General features: G+C 47.0%; 15 protein-coding genes, 1 tRNA gene and 1 pseudogene. 11 read left to right on the forward strand and 6 right to left on the reverse strand.

Annotated features, from left to right (window positions below; all coding sequences use genetic code 11):
- Window positions 1-188 precede the first annotated feature (188 nt).
- The 4 genes and pseudogenes from MIC7113_RS04415 (at window position 189) to MIC7113_RS04425 (ending at window position 5,260) form a co-directional block, all read left to right on the forward strand.
- On the forward strand, window positions 189-650 hold the full coding sequence (locus MIC7113_RS04415) for a tRNA (cytidine(34)-2'-O)-methyltransferase (RefSeq protein WP_015180967.1): 462 nt from the start codon (window positions 189-191) through the stop codon (window positions 648-650).
- Between the two features lie 599 nt (window positions 651-1,249).
- On the forward strand, window positions 1,250-1,432 hold the full coding sequence (locus tag MIC7113_RS35900) for a hypothetical protein (RefSeq protein ID WP_155897926.1): 183 nt from the start codon (window positions 1,250-1,252) through the stop codon (window positions 1,430-1,432).
- A 3,148-nt stretch (window positions 1,433-4,580) separates the two neighbouring features.
- Window positions 4,581-5,066, forward strand: a pseudogene (locus MIC7113_RS39170) (M23 family metallopeptidase); the annotation flags it as partial.
- A 121-nt stretch (window positions 5,067-5,187) separates the two neighbouring features.
- Window positions 5,188-5,260, forward strand: a tRNA-Met gene (locus MIC7113_RS04425).
- A gap of 89 nt (window positions 5,261-5,349) precedes the next feature.
- On the opposite strand, the gene MIC7113_RS04430 is transcribed toward MIC7113_RS04425, so the two are convergent.
- Window positions 5,350-7,383: an amylo-alpha-1,6-glucosidase gene (locus MIC7113_RS04430; RefSeq protein WP_015180970.1), complete on the reverse strand. Its 2,034-nt coding sequence runs from the start codon at window positions 7,381-7,383 to the stop codon at window positions 5,350-5,352.
- Between the two features lie 338 nt (window positions 7,384-7,721).
- On the opposite strand from MIC7113_RS04430, the gene MIC7113_RS04435 reads away from it, so the two are divergent.
- Window positions 7,722-8,324, forward strand: a complete 603-nt coding sequence (locus MIC7113_RS04435) for a peroxiredoxin (RefSeq protein WP_015180971.1) — start codon at window positions 7,722-7,724, stop codon at window positions 8,322-8,324.
- A 207-nt stretch (window positions 8,325-8,531) separates the two neighbouring features.
- Here the strand turns inward: MIC7113_RS04435 and MIC7113_RS04440 are convergent, their stop codons facing one another.
- Window positions 8,532-9,434 carry a cell division protein FtsX gene (locus tag MIC7113_RS04440; protein WP_015180972.1) on the reverse strand — a complete coding sequence of 301 codons (903 nt, stop codon included), beginning with the start codon at window positions 9,432-9,434 and terminating at the stop codon, window positions 8,532-8,534.
- Between the two features lie 160 nt (window positions 9,435-9,594).
- Between MIC7113_RS04440 and def the strand changes: the two genes are divergently transcribed.
- The 3 genes from def (at window position 9,595) to MIC7113_RS04455 (ending at window position 11,887) form a co-directional block, all read left to right on the forward strand.
- Complete coding sequence (def, locus tag MIC7113_RS04445; RefSeq protein ID WP_015180973.1) at window positions 9,595-10,158, forward strand: peptide deformylase; 564 nt, start codon at window positions 9,595-9,597, stop codon at window positions 10,156-10,158.
- 21 nt (window positions 10,159-10,179) lie between these two features.
- Window positions 10,180-10,374, forward strand: coding sequence for a hypothetical protein (locus tag MIC7113_RS04450; RefSeq protein ID WP_041779897.1), 195 nt, complete (start codon window positions 10,180-10,182; stop codon window positions 10,372-10,374).
- A 118-nt stretch (window positions 10,375-10,492) separates the two neighbouring features.
- Window positions 10,493-11,887 (forward strand): PrsW family glutamic-type intramembrane protease, encoded by a 1,395-nt coding sequence (locus tag MIC7113_RS04455; RefSeq protein ID WP_015180975.1) that lies wholly within the window; start codon window positions 10,493-10,495, stop codon window positions 11,885-11,887.
- 144 nt (window positions 11,888-12,031) lie between these two features.
- Here the strand turns inward: MIC7113_RS04455 and MIC7113_RS33045 are convergent, their stop codons facing one another.
- On the reverse strand, window positions 12,032-16,132 hold the full coding sequence (locus MIC7113_RS33045; RefSeq protein WP_015180977.1) for a GAF domain-containing protein: 4,101 nt from the start codon (window positions 16,130-16,132) through the stop codon (window positions 12,032-12,034).
- A gap of 857 nt (window positions 16,133-16,989) precedes the next feature.
- Between MIC7113_RS33045 and MIC7113_RS04465 the strand changes: the two genes are divergently transcribed.
- Both MIC7113_RS04465 and MIC7113_RS04470 read left to right on the forward strand, forming a co-directional pair.
- Window positions 16,990-17,811, forward strand: a complete 822-nt coding sequence (locus tag MIC7113_RS04465; RefSeq protein WP_015180978.1) for a pentapeptide repeat-containing protein — start codon at window positions 16,990-16,992, stop codon at window positions 17,809-17,811.
- A 125-nt stretch (window positions 17,812-17,936) separates the two neighbouring features.
- A complete protein-coding gene (locus MIC7113_RS04470; RefSeq protein ID WP_015180979.1) occupies window positions 17,937-18,389 on the forward strand; it encodes a SufE family protein in 453 nt (150 codons plus the stop codon).
- A 91-nt stretch (window positions 18,390-18,480) separates the two neighbouring features.
- Here the strand turns inward: MIC7113_RS04470 and MIC7113_RS04475 are convergent, their stop codons facing one another.
- The 3 genes from MIC7113_RS04475 to MIC7113_RS04485 all read right to left on the reverse strand — a co-directional run bounded on the left by MIC7113_RS04475 (window position 18,481) and on the right by MIC7113_RS04485 (window position 20,603).
- Window positions 18,481-18,723 carry a hypothetical protein gene (locus MIC7113_RS04475; RefSeq protein WP_015180980.1) on the reverse strand — a complete coding sequence of 81 codons (243 nt, stop codon included), beginning with the start codon at window positions 18,721-18,723 and terminating at the stop codon, window positions 18,481-18,483.
- Window positions 18,724-19,240: 517 nt separating this feature from the next.
- Window positions 19,241-19,696: a pentapeptide repeat-containing protein gene (locus tag MIC7113_RS04480; RefSeq protein WP_015180981.1), complete on the reverse strand. Its 456-nt coding sequence runs from the start codon at window positions 19,694-19,696 to the stop codon at window positions 19,241-19,243.
- A gap of 241 nt (window positions 19,697-19,937) precedes the next feature.
- Window positions 19,938-20,603 (reverse strand): hypothetical protein, encoded by a 666-nt coding sequence (locus MIC7113_RS04485; RefSeq protein WP_015180982.1) that lies wholly within the window; start codon window positions 20,601-20,603, stop codon window positions 19,938-19,940.
- Window positions 20,604-20,751: 148 nt separating this feature from the next.
- On the opposite strand from MIC7113_RS04485, the gene MIC7113_RS04490 reads away from it, so the two are divergent.
- Entirely contained in the window at window positions 20,752-21,648 is an 897-nt protein-coding gene (locus MIC7113_RS04490; protein WP_015180983.1) for a DUF3598 family protein, read from the forward strand.
- Window positions 21,649-21,848 lie beyond the last annotated feature (200 nt).

Raw genomic sequence — 21,848 nt, forward strand, 5'->3', positions numbered from 1 at the left:
GATATTAAGAAAATATATATATCGCGTTGCTCTCTAGGTAGATATCTATAGCCAAGCTGTTGGGTTGAAGTGTTGACAGTGCGAGATATCCAGACCAATCGGTATTAAGCTGTATTACAACAAACGGTAAACGGCTATACGGATATACCTAGAGAACGTTTTCTGTGTCACAAATTGGTAAGTCTTGAATGCTAAGGGTTGTCCTAGTTCATCCCCAAATTCCGCCGAATACGGGCAATGTGGCCCGAACTTGCGCGGCTACGAGTACGGAGTTACATTTAGTCGGGCCTTTAGGGTTTGAAATTAGCGATCGCTACCTGAAACGAGCAGGACTCGATTATTGGCCTTATGTTAACCTTCATTACCATGAGTCCATTGATGCCTTTAGAGCGATGACTCAACAGCAGGGTGGGCGCTGGATTGGTTTTAGCACTAAGGGAAAATGTAGTTATGTTAAGTTTCAGTTTCAGGCCAATGATTGGCTGTTGTTGGGTAGCGAAACCTTGGGTCTACCCCCTGAGGTTTTAGACGCCTGCCATGAGACTGTCCATATCCCTATGACCCAGCCAGGAGTACGTAGTTTGAATCTTTCGGTCAGTGCGGCGGTTGCTCTATTTGAGGCACGACGACAATTAGGCTATTTGGAATGAACCGTTTGCTCGCTCAAAGAGAGCCGTTTCTCTCCACTCTTTTTAGAGTTTGGAATCATCACTTTTGAGTGTTATTAGGTCGAGTTCTACTATCCTTGTCGGGTCGGTAGATTTACAAAAGTCAAATAAGGCTTATTTCCTTTCCACAGAGCTTAATACTTAATTCATATATGTATATAAAAGTATCTAATTGACCTAATCCCAATTCCAGCGGTTCTAAAATGAATGTAATCAGGAAAGTTCATAGAACTGGCAGAATACGGCCAAGTGTCTGTTAGAGAGTTGAATTGTTCGTTCCTAGATCAGGACGTACCAGTCAACCAGTTCAATAGCAGCGCAGCGGAACAGGAGCAGTGAGGCGTGTTTTCTGCCAGCCGTTGCTATTACTTAGGAATTTGCTGAGAGCCTTTCCTGTAATTATTGAAGGTGTGTCTTCTCTATGTCAAAACGGCTCTCGGATTACCCAACTTATGATAGATTGCCTGATGACTTTATTGGAGTTTCGGTTCGCCACCAGGGATGATTCCGTCATCTCCAATACGAAACGCATCACTGGTTGATAAGAAATTTGTATGAAAAATCAGGGGAAGACCGGGAGGATGACTGATAGATTTTTGTCATCCAAAATTGGTGCGGAGTCAGGGTTAAAAGAACCGACTGTCCAGGAAAACAGGGAGTTGACGAATATTTTGAGTGAGACAACTGTTGGCAACAATCAGGTTTTAGCTGTACGATTCTACGGTTGTTGTCTAACCCAGAGTAGCGTAAAGTTCCGTCTGTGATTAGTCAGTTGTTAAACTATCCCATTGCAGGGTGTTCCGGAGGAGCTTATAGATATTAAGCAAACAGCCTTGAGTTTTGTGTTAATCTCTAGTCTTCTTCCGGAGTAAAGCCTGCCAGGTCAGTATGTTCTATGCAGCAAACCTTGGCAAAAGCCGTACCAACATCGACAGTGTCTCTTGTCAAATTATTCTTTCTAAAGAGGCAGGCAGTAATTGCTTATTTAAGGGTGAATCGAGCGGTTACCGTCAAGGGCACATTTCTTTTACCTGGTCAGGTCAACTTGTCTAAATCAAAACAGCAACTTGTCTAAATCAAAAAAGCAGGGTACTCTTGCCTAAGTATGCTTACTGTATGTGATTTCGATCACAATTTAGAGGTGAGTTGCCTCATTGACTGGTAAAAAATCATTCAGGAACTGTTAAGCGCTCGTCACACACCAGGAGGTCGTTTTTGAAACGAACATTTACGCAGAAGGTCAAAAAAGTTCCGACCTGTGCAGCTGACTCCTTTGATGCGTTATTGAAGCTCTATTTAGGCTATTTAGGGAAGCATCCGGTTGGCGCAACAATTCCAACCGATGTAAACAACCGTAGAGCCCGCACTTCTGCTGCCATGATTGGTTTGGCAATCTCTATGGGAGCCGCCGGCTTAGTTCTACCTGGACATGGTGATGAAGCCATGGCCGTTGAGCCGATTGCAGCTGAGCCAAATTTCCCAAATGTTCCTACGGCATCGGAAGCCAGTGTTTCTCCAGCATCAGTAACAGAGTCCAAAGTTGTCGCGACGGTAACACCGTCAACAACGGCAAAGCGAGAAGTAGCACGGAAGGAATCGCCGTCTAATCCAAAACCTGTGGTCGAACACCAGGTGAAGAAAGGAGAGACGCTTTGGGAACTTTCTAAAACCTATGAAGTCCAACCAGAAGCGATTACGGCTTCTAACGAGATCAAAGCAAGTCCAGTTTTACCAGTCGGACAAACGCTAAAAATTCCTACTGTGAACGGAATTGTTCACGAAATCCAACCGGGCGATACGGTTGAAAAGTTATCAGAGTCTTATGGTGTGAAGCCGACCCAGTTGCAGTCCTCTGCACCTTTAGCGGAATCGGGTCAGCTAAAAACGGGTGAATCCGTCACGGTTCCTGGTAATGTCAATGACCTGTTAAAGGCAAGACAAGAGGTAGCGCTTAAGCGCTTAAAAGACCAGAGGAACCGCTTAAACGACAGTCTGGCGGAGTTGAGGTCTGAGGAGTCTACCAATTTATCAAAACAGGCAACGGTACCAACACAGGAGACGGCGAATGAATCCGCCAACTCGGTAACGCTACCGTCTGCGGTTCTCACCACCAAGGAGCCATTCGCCACACCACAGCCAATGGCGACAGCAATGTCTACTCCTGTGGTTATCCCTGTGCCAACGCCGGAAATGGCCGCCTCACCTTTTGTGAGTCCGTCATCAGCAGGGCAATCCGAGTCCTCCGTCGCCAGACCAGTGCCAACACCGGAAATGGCCGCCTCACCCTTTGTGAGTCCGTCATCAGCAGGGCAATCCGAGTCCTCCGTCGCCAGACCAGTGCCAACACCGGAAATGGCCGCCTCACCCTTTGTGAGTCCGTCATCAGCAGGGCAATCCGAGTCCTCCGTCGCCAGACCAGTGCCAACACCGGAAATGGCCGCCTCACCCTTTGTGAGTCCGTCATCAGCAGGGCAATCCGAGTCCTCCGTCGCCAGACCAGTGCCAACACCGGAAATGGCCGCCTCACCCTTTGTGAGTCCGTCATCGGCAGGGCAATCCGAGTCCTCCGTCGTTATCCCAGTGCCAACACCGGAAATGGCCGCCTCACCCTTTGTGAGTCCGTCATCGGCAGGGCAATCCGAGTCCTCCGTCGTTATCCCAGTGCCAACACCGGAAATGGCCGCCTCACCCTTTGTGAGTCCGTCATCGGCAGGGCAATCCGAGTCCTCCGTCGTTATCCCAGTGCCAACACCGGAAATGGCCGCCTCACCTTTTGTGAGTCCGTCATCGGCGAGACAATCCCAGTCCTCCGTCGCCAGACCAGTGCCAACACCGGAAATGGCCGCCTCACCCTTTGTGAGTCCGTCATCGGCGAGACAATCCCAGTCCTCCGTCGCCAGACCAGTGCCAACACCGGAAATGGCCGCCTCACCTTTTGTGAGTCCGTCATCAGCAGGACAATCGGAGTCCTCCGTCGTTATCCCAGTGCCAACACCGGAAATGGCCGCCTCACCGTTCGTGAAACCAACGGTGCCAAGTTTTTCCACTCGCACGGTGGCTCCAATTCCTAATCCGGAAACGGCAGCCACACCCCAAGTCCCACAGCCTATCGTCATCGAATCCCTAGGAGCTGCTTCTACAGCTAATGTCTACCAGGTGAAACCTGGAGACACGCTGGATCAGATTGCTCGTCGCAATGGTTTGTCTCGCACATTCCTGATGCAGGCAAATGGGCTGAATAACCCCCATTTGATTCGGATCAACCAACAGCTAAAAATTCCGAAAACCCAGCAGGTTGGCAGCGCAAATCAAACTGTCGCCTTGTTACCGGGTATCGACTCGAAATCCAGTCGCTCCGAGTCCGGGCAAGCGCAGCAAGGGGTGAGCGTGCCAACGGTTGCAGTTTCTACTCTGCCAGACCTAGTCCAAGGAGTTGCGCCAGCCGAACAGCTATCTCAATCCCCCTCAGTTCCCCGTACTGTAGTGGCAGAATCTACTCGTGTGGCTGGTGTAAAACCCAATTCCGCCCTCGTGGCAGACAATCAGCCCAATCAGTCGGCTAACTCTCAGCAAAGCCTGTATGTCGAGAAACTGAAGTCCGACATCCTCAGACTTCGGGAAGAATATCGGCAACAGGGAGGTAGTACTCAAGCTGGTGCGCCGACCAATATAGTGGTTCCTGTCATTAGTACATCGGTTCCCTCAACCTCGAACACCGCCTCTGTACCTGTCAGGATGAACCCAGAGTTCGATCCTAAGCAGCGTAGTGAAAGTTTGCAGGCTAATCGTGTTAAGCGGCAAACCCAGTCCAATGAAACCAGTTCTATTCCCATCGAAGTTCCGCCACCGGAGACTACAGCTTCTACACGTCCTCAGGGATTAGTCGCAACAGCTCCAGTGCCAGCAGGTACCTATAACTCCAACACTCGGATGCCAGTGGGACAAACAGTTACTCCCGAACTGCCCTCCCTGTCCGCGCCAGATATGTACCTGCCGAATAGCCCTACTCAATTTGAAGGCTACATTTGGCCAGCAAAGGGCGTTCTAACCTCAGGTTATGGTCGGCGTTGGGGACGGATGCACAAGGGAATTGACATTGCGGCTCCCGTCGGTACCCCAATTCATGCGGCAGCTCCAGGTGTTGTTGTCACGGCGGGTTGGAATTCTGGCGGTTACGGCAATTTGGTGGAAATTCAACATCCGGATGGAAGCCTGACTCTTTATGCTCACAACAGCCGGATTTTGGTGCGTCGCGGTCAAGATGTTCAGCAGGGTGAACAAATTTCGGAGATGGGTAGCACCGGATACAGCACGGGGCCACACTTACACTTCGAGGTACATCCCTCTGGACGTGGCGCAGTCAACCCGATGGCTTTTCTGCCCAAGAAACGGAGCTAGTTGATGGTGCAATGATTTCCCCGTCGGTTGGGTGGGAGCTAAATGGTTCCTTACTCAACTGAGTAGGGGATAGCAATTTCCTCTTGAGGATGCTATACTAGTTAAGGCGTCGAAAAAAACTGGCTCAGTAGCTCAGTGGTTAGAGCAGGGGACTCATAAGCCCAAGGTCGCAGGTTCAAATCCCGCCTGAGCCATTTAAGAAAATCTTAATAACGACTTTTAACTCAATTATTGAAGAATAATCAGTAATTGAGTTCATTATTTCAAGGTTTCCAATCTAAAATCACAAATCTTCAAAGTGGCGCATGAGTTCAGCCACCGACCAAGCCTGTGCGATCGCACCTTGGGGAGCGTAGGGTGGATCAGCGTCAAAAATTTCGGAAATCGAACCCAAACACGCTTGCTCCTGGAAGTGTTCAAGCAATGGTAAAGGGTTCCACGGCAGAGGTTCTGTTTCGTAAAAACGCTTCCAGGCTCGGATAAATGGCCCAATCAGCCAACTCCAAACCGTGCCCTGATGGTAAGCGCGATCGCGATGGAATCGATCGCCCTTGTAGTAGCCAACATAAGCTGGGTCAGATGGGTCAAGGCTTCGTAATCCATAGGGAGTCAGGAGGCGATCGCACGCCACCCGCAAAACCCGCCGTCCTTGCGCTTTAGCAAATCCACAATGATGGAGGGAGAGCGCCAAAACACCATTTGGGCGAATTCGGGCATCTCGTCGGTCATCTGGCTCAATCGTGTCATATAAGTAATTCCGCTCTGTATTCCAGAACTTTTGTAAAGAAGCCTTGACCTTTCGCGATTGTTGTGAATAGTGTTCCGCTTGGTGTGAGAGACGCACGCTATCATTCCTAGAATCATTAACCAATTTTTCAGTCCATCGCGTCATCCAACATAAAGCAGAGTACCAAAGAGCATTAATTTCTACCGGTTTTCCTCGGCGCGGCGTCACTGGATGACCATCAATCACAACATCCATCCAAGTCAGAGCCACATTAGGTACATTCCAAGTCAAGAGTCCATCGGCAGCATCAACCCGGATATGGTAGAGAGTCCCGGCTGTCAGGGCTTTGTAGATTTTCCGCACCAGAGGGTATTGCTGAGCTAAAAATTCCCAATCCTGCGTTGTTTCGAGATAAATTCCCAGAATTTCAATCCACCACAGGGAAGCATCAATGCTGTTATAGATTGGCTCGGCACCCGCATCCGGAAACGTATTGGGAATCAAACCCCCACGGCAATAAGCACCAAATGTCTCTAACAATCCCCTCGCCAGCGTAAAACGCCCCGTCGCTAACGTTAGTCCAGGTAGGGCAATCAGGGTATCGCGTCCCCAGTCGTTGAACCAAGGGTAACCCGCAATCACCGTAGGACCGGAAATCGAGGCGCGGTAAGCAATAAATTGATCGCCTGCTCGCAATAACTGATGCCAAATCATCTCCCGCTCACCCTTTACTGTCACGGGTGCTTGAGCATAAAGCTGACTTTGCCGTTCTTGTTCAGCCTGTAAAGCTTGCTCGAATGAATTGCAATTTAGATCGGGTAACACCACTTCAGGCCATCCCACCCTGGCTTCCAGCGTCACAGCCTCACCTGGATGTAGCACGACACTCAGGTACCCAGGGCTATAGAGGTCTTCTTTGTCGCCTAATCCCCGTCGATTTTCCTCTGGATAGTAATAATTCCAGTACCAAACCCCCTCTGGTTGGTACTCACCCCCACTCCAGCGCAACAGCCAGGGTGCCCCCACTTGATCGGCTCGAATCCCTTGCAGGTAGATTTGCTGAGGTTTTACCAATTGGGAGAATTGTAAGCCCTCATTGGCGGATTGCTGATGGTGAAAGTCGCGATCGCCGATAATCGGTCGTAGTCTCAGAGTCGCTACCTGAGTGCCTTCATAGCGATACTGAATCAAAATTCGGTTACCCAATGGGGCTTGAGCATTAATCAGAGATTCGCCGTCTCCAGCCTCTACCCAGCCAGAAGGCATCGCCAACTGCCGCGTTAACCGCCAGTGTTCCTCTCCCCACATCCAACTCGGAACTGGGTCGATTTCAAAGGATCGCAGGAGTTGATAACCCAGAGGGTCAATCTTGCCACCACTCCAGAAATTCGTGGAGAGTGCCCAGAGTTGACCTGCCACTTCCAGGCTGGCATCCAGATGAGAGAGTAACAATGTCCGGCGTCCCGGAGGCTCAAGAGCCGCAATTAACCAGCCATGATAAGTACGAGTGCGAGCATCACAAACTGTACCACTGGCAAAACTCCCCAAGCCATTGGTCAGTAACCATTCCCGCGTGTCTAAATCTTTCACAACGATTCCGCTGTTGAGCCTTGTCGGCTCAGTTTAGGGTTTTCTAGCAGAATTCTCTCTTGTAGAGGATCACAAGCCTGCAATCAATCGACAAAATTTAAACTCTTTTCAGTTTTTCAACCGAAGGCAATCAGAGCAAGAGCTTGAGTGAGTCGAGTCACTCCTGAGAACTCCTACTCAAAATCGTTATGAGTATGATATAGTTGTAACAGTTCGTAAATCGTTAAGTTTTACCAGCAAGGGTAAAGTTTCTAGAACTTTACTGGCGAGGACAGCGAACATAGACGATAGGTTTTTTGGCCTGTCCAATCATAGAAAATTCAAAGGAGAGTAACTTTATGAGCCTGACAGAAGGATGTCTGCGGGTAGGTCAACAAGCCCCCGACTTCACAGCTACGGCTGTAGCCGATCAAGAATTTAAGACGATTAAATTATCTGACTATCGGGGTCAATATGTTGTCTTGTTCTTCTATCCATTGGACTTCACCTTTGTCTGCCCCACTGAAATCACAGCTTTTAGCGATCGCGCTGAAGAATTCCAGACCATTGGCGCTCAAATTCTCGGTGTCTCGGTAGACAGTGAATTTTCGCACCTCGCTTGGATTCAAACCGATCGCAAATCGGGCGGGGTGGGAGACTTAAACTATCCTCTGGTTTCGGATATCAAAAAAGAAATCAGCACCGCCTACAACGTTCTCGACCCCGATGCGGGTGTGGCGCTGCGCGGTTTATTCATCATCGACAAAGATGGTGTGATCCAACACGCCACGATCAACAACCTATCCTTTGGTCGTAACGTAGATGAAACCTTGCGTACCCTGAAAGCGATTCAGTACGTTCAGTCTCATCCAGACGAAGTTTGCCCAGCCGGTTGGCAACCTGGTGACAAGACAATGGTTCCTGACCCCGTCAAGTCGAAGGTGTTCTTCGCCGCCGTGTAACAATCAAGTGGCTCTAAGCTTCTCCTGAGATTCCCCCCTTAACCAGGGGGGCTTGGAGGAGTAGTACAGCACTCACCAAAGCGATTAGGACTCTCCCCAACTCCTGAAACCTTGACTAGTTAATCTTTTCTTTTCCCTTCTGCCTACTCCTGCGGAGAACGCTGCGCGAACTGCCCTCTGCCTTTTGCTATACCTTCGAGACATGAGTTAGCGTGAAGCAAATCGGCGTACAGCAAACAGGCTTCCCATCAAGCCGACTGAACCCCCAAGACTGAACAAAAGCAACGGCAATAGCAAGATCTGAATCGGATTGGGTTGTGCGCCACCAGCGATATATTGCATAAAATCTGGCCCCGTCGTCAGCAAATTGGCGAGAAACGTTTGAACGCTGCTAATCAAAACCCAGGCAATCATCGCGCCGAGCACCCCAAAAGTCATCCCCTGCAAAATAAACGGCAGATAAATCCAGGATGTCGTAGCTCCGACAAGCTGCATAATCTCAATTTCTCGGCGTCGTGCCATCACAATCAAACGAATCGTCGTTGTGATCACTGCCACGGCTGTCAAAGTCAGAAGACTAATAACAGTCAAGCTCACCCAGCTCAAACCCTGATTAAGCTGTTGCATCCGTTGGATGACCTCATCCATATATTGCACCTCATCGACCCCCGGAATCTGAGTCAGTTGCTGAGCAATCGCTGGCACATGCTGGGAGGCTTGCGCCTTAACTCTGAGTTCATCGACAAGGGGATTTCCTTCCAATTGCTCCGTCGCCGCCTCAATATCTGAAAGACCCATTTCTTTGACCAAAGCCGCCCAAGCTTGCTCTTTGGAAATCGCTTGCACATCCGTAACATGAGGCAGTTGGGCAACTAGGGGTATAACCTTTTCCACAGGTGCACCTGGATCGAGGTAGACAGAGACTTCCACCGGACTCCCGAACTGGTTGAGCAATCCCTCTAATTTCCAAGATGCCTGCAAACTCATACCAAACAGAAACAACAAAACAGTGACGGTGCTAACCGCCGCCCAATTCATCCAACCGCCACGCCGTAAACCCAATAGAGTCTCGCGCAGGAGGTAATCCAGTTTTGTGAGAAATTGGAACATTCTTCAGTTTCGCGCCTCTTAATACATTGATAATGATTAGACAAAAATGACCACAAAACTAATAGCTGGGTGGGTAAACACCCCAGGTTCCAAGGCCGAGAACTGTTAGTATTGATGTAAACTACACTGTTACAAATAGCTGTTCCTACGAGTCCTCCCCATGACTGCTCAACTCCTGGTTGAAAAGAAAAAATTAGAGAACCCACCGCTCAAGATTCATTATCTGGGCGATCGCGTCCTACGTCAGCCGGCTAAGCGCGTTGCGAAAGTAGACCAAAGCATCCGGCAGGTGGCTCAGCAGATGCTGCAAACCATGTACAGCGCTGATGGGATTGGGCTTGCCGCCCCTCAGGTTGGGATTCACAAACAAATTATTGTGATCGACTGCGAACCCGATAACCCTGATAATAAACCTCTGGTTTTAATTAATCCAACGATCAAACGTTTTGGTAGCAAGCTGTGCGATGCCCAAGAAGGGTGTCTGAGTATACCGAATGTTTACTTGGATGTGATGCGCCCCGAAGAAGTAGAGGTGGCTTACAAAGATGAGAACGGACGCCCTCAAACCTTAAAGGCGGATGGACTCTTAGCCCGTGCGATTCAGCATGAAATGGATCACCTGAATGGCGTGATGTTTGTCGATCGCGTGGAAAATGGTCTAGCTTTGACCGAAGAACTGAACAAGCATGGTTTCTCTCCCCAAGCCGTCAAACCCCTCGCTTAACTTATTGCCTCAAAACCCATGATGACACCAAAAAGCGGTCTGTTTTTGGGGAGTTCCTGCGTGGCGGCGATCGCGGCTGTCGGTTCAATATTTGAACTTTCTTCGGGAAACCCCCAGTTGGGAACTTTAGTCACGGGAATTATACTAGCGGCTAGTGTTCCTTTGACTGGATTATTTTTCTATGCAGCAGTTCGGGATGCCAGGGCTAATCAGTAAAGTTATTAGTGGTTAGTGGTTAGTCGTTAGTCGTTAGGAAATAGTCGCTATTCACTAGTCGTTTTCCTAATTACCCCGCTTCCAATACTCACGAACCATAACCACTAACTACTAACCAATGACCGACCAAGTTTATCGCGCATTTCTGCGACAGTTGTCCACAGGTGGTGCAACGACAGTGCTGCTTCCTTCCTACCACTTGTCTGACAATCAAGAGACGGTCATTGGGCGTGAAGCAAGCTGCCACATTAGCTTAGAGCCAAATCTCTATTTGAGCGTATCGCGGCGTCATGCCGTGATTCGTCCTGCCTCTTTTTTGGGAAATGGCTTACCCGGCTGGGAAATTTGTGACCTGAATAGTGCCAATGGCACCTTCGTGAATGGGAATTATTTACGAGGTTGTCAGTCATTGAAGACGGGTGATCAAATTGAGTTGGGTCAAAATGGCCCTCTGTTCATTTTTGAGTATCAGTTTGACTCCAGTCCCAACCCCACACCCCTTTATTCCTCTCCTCAACCCACTCACTTCACCGTCGCCGCCAGTCCGCCTGTGACTCCAGTGGGGAGTGCAGGCAAACCCAAGCCTGATTCTGTCACGTTCACTCAACTGTTTCCCCTCGCTTCCACCGGACGGGATTTAAAGCAGAAAGCCTTCTTGGTACCGGGCATTGTCACAGTACTTTTTGTGGTATTGATGTTTGCTGCCGTTGGTCAGCAAGATGTTTTTAACGTGCTGCTGGCTACTTATTTAGCCGGGGCTGCTTATTTTTTTATTTATCGACTTTGTGGCAAGTCTAAACCCTGGTGGATATTACTGTTGTGTGCAGCGTTAACTTGTCTCATCTTAGTTGGGCCACTTTTGCCCCTATTTATCACGGTTTTTCGCGACATTTTGCCGGGGAACTTACCCAATCAGGGGGAAGAGGTAAGCTTAATGTCGTTACTCATCCGCATGTTCTTTGGGGCAGGACTGATGGAAGAGTTGCTCAAGGCATTGCCAGTTTTGGGAATATATGTTATGGGGCGATTACTTTATTCCCCGTTGCGAGAACGCATTGGCATTTGGGAACCCTTGGATGGGATTCTGTTAGGCGCGGCTTCTGCGGTAGGATTTACCCTGATCGAAACCTTAGGGCAGTATGTTCCCGGCATTATCGATAATGTAACCCTGCAAGCTGGTGAAGCCGCCGGTCAGATTTCAGGATTGCACTTGCTCATCGCCCGGATTCTCGGATCGATTGTCGGACACCTGTCTTACAGTGGTTACTTGGGGTATTTTATTGGGTTAAGTGTTCTCAAGCCCAATCAGGCGTGGCAGATTATAGGCTTTGGTTATATTTGTGCCTCCTTTCTCCATGCCCTTTGGAATACCACCGGATTTGTCAGTCCCATACTCTTGGCTGTGGTTGGGGTTTTATCTTATGCCTTTTTGGCAGCAGCAATTCTCAAGGCTAGGGCACTTTCGCCGACGCGATCGCAAAATTTTGCCACCCGTTTTTTTGGTGAAGAGTAATTGGGCATGGCAATCACTTATATTAATTCCGTTGGCATCCGAATTAACTGAGATGGGGGTGCAAAAACTCTGCGTTCCTCTGCGTGACCCTTTGCGGCCTCTGCGTTAAAAACATCTCGTATTCCAACACCAACAGATTCAATCCTATCCATCCGTTGTCCCTTGTAACAAGGGTATCTGAATCACAAATTCCGTACCTTGTCCTAATTGGCTATAGCAACGGAGCTGACCCCCGTGTTTTTCCACTACAATTTGATAACTAATCGATAACCCCAAACCTGTACCCGTTCCCAGGGGTTTGGTCGTAAAGAAGGGGTCGAACAGCCGCCGCTTAACATCCTCCGTCATACCTGGGCCATTGTCGGCAATACGGATCGCGACTTCATGGTCATTCACCAGTTCAGTACAGACTCGAATAAAGCTAGGATGAGTTTTAATTTCCTCCATTGCTCGCGTCTGATTGTACTCATCAATGGCATCGATCGCATTAACAAGCAAATTCATAAAAACTTGGTTGAGTTGTCCAGCATAACACTCAACGAGTGGCAAGTTGCCATACTCTCGAATCACCTGAATTTCAGGATGCTTCCCCGAAGCCTTCAAGCGATTTTGTAGAATCATCAGGGTACTATCCAGCCCCTCATGCAGATTGATGGCTTTGACTTCCGCTTCAGCAATGCGGGAGAAATTGCGTAGCGCGGCGACAATCTCACAAATTCGCTCAGCTCCCAGCTTCATCGAACTCAGCAGTTTAGGCAAATCTTCAATCAGAAAATCCAAATCGATCGCGTCAATTTCCGACTGAATTTCTGGCACGGGATGGGGATAGTGCTGCTGATAAAGCTCAATTAAACCCAAAATATCTTGAGTGTAACCACTGGCATGAACAAGATTGCCATAAATAAAACTAACGGGATTATTGATTTCGTGGGCGACGCCAGCGACTAATTGTCCGAGACTAGACATTTTTTCGCTCTGCACCAGATAACCTTGGGTATTTTGTAGTTCAATTAAGGTTTGTTCCAGTTGTTGAGCGTGTAACTGGGCTTGTGCCGTGGCGCTGCGACTTTGTTGGTAGAGTTCGGCTTGTTGAATCGCGATCGCAATTTGAGCCGCAACCGCACCGATTAATTCCACCTCCCAATCTTGCCAATGGTACGGACAAGTATTTTTCACCAAACCCAGACTGCCCCAAACCGAGTCGCCAAAGTGCAAGGGTACGAGTAACCAAGCGCCGGGAAAGGTTTTGGCATAGTCTTGATTAATCGCGTCTTCACAGGTATCAGCATCGTGAATTTTCACGATTTCTAATCGCTTGAGTTGATCGGCAAGCGGATTATTTTCATCGGGAATTTTTATGCCGAGTGCGACTGGCAAGTCAAGGGATTTTCGATATTCAGATACAGTTAACCACAGCTTTTGTTCCGGCAAGTATTGCACGATGTGAGCGTAGTCTACTTTGAGAAGGGAACCAATCTCACGGACGGCTGTGGCAAAAATCGTCTCTAAGTCTAAAGAACTGCGGATGGCTTGAGTTAGCTGATTGAGTAACTGTTCTTGTAAGAAATGGGATTTCGTTTGTTCATACAATTGGCTATGCTGAATTGCGATCGCGGCTTGAGCTGCCAAAGCTGAGAGCAAATCGATTTCCCATGATTGCCATTGTCGAGGTTCACAACAGTGATGAGCAACCAGAAGCCCCCACAATTGATTGTTGTTCACAATGGGTACAATCAAGTTGGCTCTAACCTGGATCTGGGCAAGTAAATTAAGATGACAGGGGTCTAGATTGGCGGTGTAAATATCTTCGAGCGCCATGACTCGACCTTGTTTGTAAGGTAAGACATACTCTTGTTCAAAACAAGGGTCATAGATGTTTTTACCCAGGATAGAAAAGCTACTAGAAGCGACAGATTCGACAACAACATTGACACTCCAATTAGGCTGAAAACGGAAAATGATCACCCGATCTGTCTGAAGCACTTGTCGCACTTCCGCCACAGTGGCATTGAGTATCTTTTCCAACTTCAGAGATCGGCGAATCCGTCCTGCGATCGCTCCAATTAAACGCTCTCGCTGAAACTGCTGCCGTAGTGCTTCTTCAGTCTGTTGGCGTTGAATGATTTCGGCTTGAGCCTGCTGATAAAGCTCAGATTGCTGAATGGCGATCGCGGCTTGGGTAGACAGACTCTTGAGTAAATCGATTTCCAATGCCTGCCACTGCCTGGGTGCGCTACACTGCTGAGCCACCAGCAATCCCCACAATTGTTCTTCGTGCACAATAGGGACGACGAGGTTCGCTCTTACCTGAAACTGAGCTAGTAGCTCACGATGACAGGGTGCCAAGGTGGCTGTTTCAATATCCTCTATCGCTTGAATTCGCCCTTGTTGGTAAAGCTGAATATAGCTTTGTGCCAGGTAGTGATCGTTAATTACCGTTCCTGACATGGGTATCCATTCACCGCCAACCGATTCCACCACCACCACCCCACTGCCATCAGCATGGAGGCGGAAAATCAGCACGCGATCGCAGTTCAGAAATTGCCGCACTTCGGCAACCGTCGTATTAAGAATTTCCTTCAAGTTCAACGACTGATGAATACGTCCTGCGATTGTTCTAATCAGTTGCTCCTTGAGAAATTGTTGTCGTAGCGCTTCTTCGGATTGCTTGCGTTCCGTAATATCTCTTGTCGTAATTGCGATTCCATCGGCGAGGGGAATCACTTGATGATGTAACCATGAAGCAGTGATTCCTTCCACGGAAATGGGAAACTCTTCTTCTAGAACTTCGCCTGTTTCCACAACCCGGACGTATTTTTCCAAAAATCCAGCGGTGCGATTAATGGGGAACAATTGGCATAATTTCTTACCTAAAACTTCTGCTTTGGACATCGAAATCAGCTTCTCGCCGTTCGAGTTTATATCGACAAAAACAAAGTCTTCAATACATCCTGTTTCATCTCGCACGCTCTGGAATACAAAGAAGGAATCCAAACTTCCCTCCACTGCGGCTCTGAAGCGTGCCTCTTTCTCTTGTAGCGCATCCAGCATTTTCTGATGCTCAATTTTCCCTTGCTCATCAGCGATGAAACTGCCAATACTTTGAGCCATCAACTCAATAATTTCTTGTTCATAAACCTCGAAGTCTGTGCTTCTTGCTTGAAATGAAGAGAAATTGAGGGTGCCGTAAATTTTATGATTTACAAATATAGGAGTACCGATATAAGATTGCACTCTCCAAGCCTGAGCAATTGATGAATCGCTTATAGGTTCGCTCTGGCTAATTCGATTGTAGGCTATGGTTTTTTGTTCTTCGATGACTGCCGCACAAGCCGTGTATTTTAATTCAAGCTTTAATCCAGGGTTTAAAATATCAAAATTCGATTTTACAGAGCGGATAAAGTAAGCTTGACCGTTAATTTGACTAACAATTCCAGTAGATAGTTTAAAAATTTCACACCCAGTTTGAAGATATTCGGAAAATAATTTCTCTGAACTCTCGTATTTTGCTGTCTTGAGTCGATGTAGTTGTTTAAGATTAGAACTAAAGTTGGCTAATGCCTGGGATTTATCTAGTACAGCGGCTTCGGTTTGCAGGGATTTATTAAACGCACGCGATAAGACCAAGTTGTATTCTTGAGCACAAACTTCCTCCAAAGAATGCTCAAACTCTTTCTCGGTAATGGAATAATTATTTTGGTCGATTTGAGTTACGGAATAGGGGTGGGGTGCAAAAGTAGCAGGAAAACTTTCTTCAGATTTTTGTGCTGTATGCTCGCTGGGTTTGTACGGAGGAATCTCTTCACAAACAAGGTTAATAATTGGATTAGATTGGGTTCCTGGAACTAAGCAAGCACTCACTTTTACCGATAAGAGCCTACCGTTTTTATGCACTAGCTGGACTTCCCATTTCTGAATCGAATTAGCCTGTTGCTGTACGCCAGCTAATTGGGATTGAAATATGGCTGGATATTCTGGCTCAAAAACGGACACAATTGACTTTTGGGTTAACTCTGTCACCCTATACCCTAAATAAGCCGCACCGAACTGGGTAACGGCAAGAATCCTACCCGTCGAGTCGAGAGAAAAACCAATGCAGGGGAGGCTCTCATACAGCGCCTGAAATTCCTCTAATTGAGATTTTTTTTTATATATAGCTTCGTCTTCTTCAATCTGCCGTTTTTTAGTATTATAATTAACCGGCTGAGACTGTCTAAGGTCAGCTTTTTTCCTCAAGTGACTCATGCCAATTATTAAATCACGTATTGGACTTATTCTTTAAAATCATAGCTCTCAAATCATGCATTTTTTGTGAAGATTTAAAGAATGCTATTTTTTGGTAAAACCTTATAATAGATGACCCTATCTAATATTTAAGCAAAAAAATATAGGCATTTAAAATAACGAATGTATAAATAATACCTATTTCATATATCCAAAAATTTATAACAATTTTCGGCTATTTTTTTCTGCATTAGATGTGTTTGAGCGTGATTTGATTTATACTGCCTTTTCAAGTCTAGCGCTGGCGTGAAGCTAGCGTGATCAGAACTGTTCACTTTATGGTGATTATCGATCTGTCCAGGAAGTAGATCCTCTTAAGGACAACGAATCGTAGTCTAGGAAGTAAAAGTACTCATGAGCTAAATTGGCCCTAGCAACTCCTAGGGAGCCGCTTTAAAGATCGTTCAAGCCTTTTGACCCTAAACTACTCAGTGTACAATTTGTACCCAAAGGGTAAAGTTCCTGGCTGCATTGGCTGTATCTGTCAAAAATAATACAAAACGCAAAATCAATGGAACTAATATTTCAATAATTTAAAGAATATTTTTAAAAATTAAGAATATTGTGATTGTCTACTCCTAACGATAAAATGTTTTGTTTACAAAAACCAAGGAAATACTCGTGGTTGCGCTTTCGAGCAAAGTTTGCAGATACACAGAGCTGAGTCTGTTACCGTTGAGGGGTATTTGGCAATAGGCGGTGGGAGAGTGAGTGCCAAAACAACCCTTAACACATGACCCTGACTCGCGCAAAATGATCGGTATGCTTAAGCCTTAATTCTAACGCTCTCAAAATCGCCCTAGAGAGCCTTTGTTGCCATGATGGAGTATCTTGCCATGAAGCTCAAAATCCTTACGACTGCCGCCCTGATAACCACAACAACAACTCTAAGTGTACTAGGCGATACCCTAGTCGCGCTTCAGGCCAAGGCGGAAAACCTACAGCATACTCAACAGTTACTGTCCACTAAACAGTGTTTGCAATGTGAACTAACGGGTGCAGGCTTAGTGTTGGCTGATTTGGCAGGAGCGAACTTGAGTGGGGCAGATTTGAGCCGTGCCAACCTCAGTCGTGCCAATTTGATAGGGGCGGACTTGAGTGGGGCAAATCTAACGGGAGCTTCTCTCCATGGAGCCAATCTCAGTGGTGCCAACCTCAGTGGTGCCATTCTCAATAGTACCGACCTGAGAGAGGCAATTCTCAGCGATGCCAAATTATTTGGTACCACTCTGAGAACCTCTTATATTCAAGGAACAATAGGCATTCCTCAGTACGCAGGAACCCCTGAAGATTTCTACGCTTGGGGTGTTGTGGAGTCACAAAGAGGAAACTATAAAGCAGCGATCGCCAATTATAATCAAGCTCTAAGTATCAAAACTGATTTTGCCGCTGCATTCTTGGCTCGGAGTGTTTCTCGTTTCAATCTAGGAGACTACAGAGGAGCCACTCAAGATGCCCAGGTAGCAGCGACTCTCTTTTCTGTGCAACAGAATCCACTGGGCTATCAAACCGCACAGAACGTCGTTAAGGGTATAGAAATTGTCCAGAATCCACCGAAAGCTCGTAGCCGGGGTCCTTCGATTGGTGACTTTTTCGTATCAGTCGGTTCAGTCCTGTTACAATTGGTTTCTTTCTTTTGACCTGCATCCTATGCCAAACCCTGAACGAAAAGCAGTCCCTCACATCAGAAGGGTCATGATTCAAGCCGTCAATCGCCTAAGCCTTGTTAGGATCAAAAAGATTACTAATTCTTAAACTATTGGGTATGTCATCCACCTCAACTCCATTACCAGATTCCCTCGCCCGAATTGTGGAGCGCTTTCAGCGACGTACTAATCCCAAGCAACGTTATGAGCAACTGCTCTGGTATGCCAAACGGCTGAAAGAAATGCCAGAAGACGATAAAACGCCAGAAAACAAAGTTCCTGGCTGTGTCTCCCAGGTTTTTATTACCGCTAACCTGGAAGATGACAAAGTTGTTTATCAAGGAGACTCAGATGCTCAGTTAGTCAAAGGGTTAGTGGCTCTGTTGATTGAGGGATTGAACGGACTGACGCCGGATGAAATTCTACAAATCTCTCCAGATTTCATTCAAGATACGGGTCTGAATGTAAGTTTGACACCTTCTCGTGCAAATGGATTTTACAACATCTTTCAGACGATGAAGAAAAAGGCACTCGGCTTCAAGCTAGGAGCTTCTTCCCAAGCACTGAGTTAATTCTGCGAAACACCTAAGTTTTTGCTCTCAGAATGATAGCGTGCGGTTGCGAATCATTCCCTCTCTACACAAATAAATTAATCCATTGGCTCTAAGGTGTTTTCCCATCGCCTTTGAGCAGCGATCCTGCCGCTGCTTGTAGAGATCCGTAGGTTATTTCGGGTTGACCGTTGATATAATACTTTCCCTCTAATGATTCACAAATATTACCGACGACCAAACCATCAGCGCCGTAAACAGCCAACAGTTGCTTAATTTGCTCGGATTGAAAACCTTTGAGCGTTTGGCTCCAATGACTTTCATCGACTGAGCCAATTCTAATTGTTTCTTCCATGTAAGTAATCGACTCCTATGAGAAATTTAGACTGAATGAAAAAGTAGGGGGCAGACAACGTTCTAACACAGCTACCACAGATGAGCAACGTCTCATCATCCGCCAACAGTGCATTGCGGGATTATAACTTTTCTCTGGCTAATAGAAATGTCTCAACTTCGACAATTGTAGACAGAGAAGACAACAAGCGGTACTTTGTCGTCTGTGTCACAATCCGATACTCATGGGCTTACACAGCGATTTTCAGCCCACTATGAGTTGTGTCATGACCAGAAGTCAATCAAGAACACCCCTCAGGGACTCCGCAGGGCAATGAACGACAGTCGTAATTTTCGGTTTGAACAGGTAGCTGACCCCTGGTGCAAATCAATTATTTTTGTAGGCATTTTGTAGGGCAGACCTCTCGCCGGCTTAAGAGGTCATATACGCAAGTGGCCAACCCCACAAAAACATGATTTCTGCCATCGTTGAGGATGCACCCGTTACCCGGTTAGAAGAGCAGGGTGTTCAACAAAAGCTAGTCCCACGCTGGGATAGACACATCTTCTCCACCAATGCCGATTCCTGTGTTAAATATTTCGGCATCGCTAATGTTCAGCTCATCCATGGATGCCCCATATACATTCGCATCATAAATCTTGGCGCTAGTAAAATTCACCCTATTGAGATTGGCTTTTTGAAAGTTGGCATTGGTGACCAACGCCGAGGTTAAGTTAGCGCCTGTTAGGTTAGCATGAGTGAAATCAGCACCTTCGAGGTTGGCATGAGTGAGATTGGCTCCTTGCAGATTAGCTTCTCTCAAGTCTGCACCAATTAAATGTTCGCCCTGAAGGTTAGCACCTGACAAATCACACTGAACACATTCCCCTGTGGACAATAGCTGTTTGACATGAAGCGGATTTTCAGCTTTGACTGGGTTCGTGAACCATAGCGGAGCGAGTACGCTTAGGGTTGCTAAGAGCTTGAGCTTCATAATTTTCCCCTTTTGGAAGTAATATAGGATTCCGTTCTTTGCCTCACTCTTTAATTATCTCACTTCAATCCTTGAAAAGCATTGATTTACCCTACAGGCTGCTTGTGATGGCAGAAATAGTCTTGAAGTGACCTGATGCTGCTTGGTTGCGAGATCTGGATCACTAAAATTCTTGTTAACATTTTTAAATATATATCCTTTGATAGATTGCCAAAAATTGGGACTCTCAAGTAGAACGTTGTCACCAGGGGAAGCCCAAGCCCGGATTGTTCTCACTTCCCGTTAAATCGCATTGAATGACTTGTTGAAGGAGTTCGTCATTATAATCTAAGACTGATAACAATTGCTCCAGGGGTATCTTCATTTTCTGCTCTAAAATTTTAAGATTTAGTAAAGTCTTTCTTGCTTCAGGTTCAGATAAATTAAATCGATTCATGAGACGATTAACCTCTAAAATATCAACCCTTACTGTCATTTGAGTAAACTCAGATAATCGTTCGGGAATACGCTCAAATTTTTCGGGTGTTGCTCCGTTATCGTAGAAATGAATACCTTGGGTATCTACAAAGAAATCTTCAAACGGTTTAAACCCTTGGTCTAAAATCATTTGCACCGCTTGGATCGCTTCAGGTGGGGATGAACCCAAACCCACATAAACCAGAAACCAAGCGATCGTTGGATGGTTTGAACAGCCGAGGGATTTCTCAAGCTCTTGAGTAATCTGAAGGAGCAAGTCGCTAGCTATTTTCCCTCTCAAGGATTCTGGCTGTTGTGCAGGAATGAGATAAATCACTTGCTTGAGGAGTGGGTTGAGAGCGGATTGATTCCGGTTGATGATCGCTGTCACCACGGTTGAAATGAATTCAGACCCTTCTTGAGGGCTAATATTTGTTGCTTGAGTACTCATTGGATGCCAATCTTAGCCTTTGGGAAATATTGTCCAATTTATCTGGCTTATAAAATAAAAAGAATCACCCCCAATCGAGTTGACCAGCCTCATCAATTTTTGGGGAAAGTTCATACAATTGATCGAAATGAGGAGTAGCCCCACAGAAATGCTGACACAATGGGAATGTCTTTTGAAGAATTTAGGTGAATGGCAAGGCTCATTTACCCGCGTCTCACCCCAGGGAGAACAGGTAGAGGATACACCGACAGTGGTGAGCTTGGCAGGATTAAATAATCATCAAACGATTCGTCAGATTGTACGCTATCTCCCACCCGATCAGGCGGTAAAGGAAACAGTTCTTGAGTATAGTTCTCTCAATCGCAGTACCCTGTTTTTTGAAAATGGTGCTTTTTCCCAAGGCTCGATTCAGTGGGGGCCGTTTTCAGAATTTGGGGCAGAATTGGGTTTAATTGAGGGAAATCGTCGTTTGCGTTTGCTGCAGTTATTCAATAAAGATAGTCAGCTAGCGCAGCTAACCTTGATTCGGGAAAAACTAGCGAATACAGACACTCCAGAGCGCCCACCGCTCACGTTAGAACAGTTGCTAGGAGCATGGGAGGGAGAAGCCGTGACAATTTATCCGGATTGGCGATCGCCTGAAACTTATCCCACTCGTCTCGAAATCCACCACGAAGAGAGTGATTGCTCTGAGCGCAGCAACAAAGGCGATGACTCCACAGGGGCAGGGGGAAGCGATCGCATTGTACAACAGCTCACGTTTGGCTCTGGGGCGTCAGCCCGAACTATCCGTTCTACGGCTAGAGTAAATGGCTCAATACTGCACTTCGACCAAAGTCCCTTACCCACTCAAGTCTTGCTGCTACCGGATGGAGCCTCTGCCAACTGCCCATTGCACATCAAACCCGGTCACCGTTTTGTGCTAGAGGTGGGTTGGTTGTTGCAACCGGATCGGCGTCAACGCTTGGTTCGCAGTTACAGTGATAGCGGGGAATGGGTGAGTCTGACTTTGGTCACAGAACACAAAGTGACAACAGGGTCGTAAATTTACACGAAGTTGTGCTCAAATCCTCGCCCCTGCCTCTGTGCTCCCCGCCGTCTCCACTAGCCAATTAAATGCGTAACGGCTTAAAGCTCCGGCTTAAAAAGGGGGACTTTGATTAGATTCTCCCCCCTTAAAAAGGGGGGCGGGGGGGATCTTCTTTGCTACAAACAGGTAAATATAGAGGCGAGAAAACACGCTCT

This window comes from Allocoleopsis franciscana PCC 7113 (assembly GCF_000317515.1).
Lineage (GTDB): Bacteria > Cyanobacteriota > Cyanobacteriia > Cyanobacteriales > Coleofasciculaceae > Allocoleopsis > Allocoleopsis franciscana.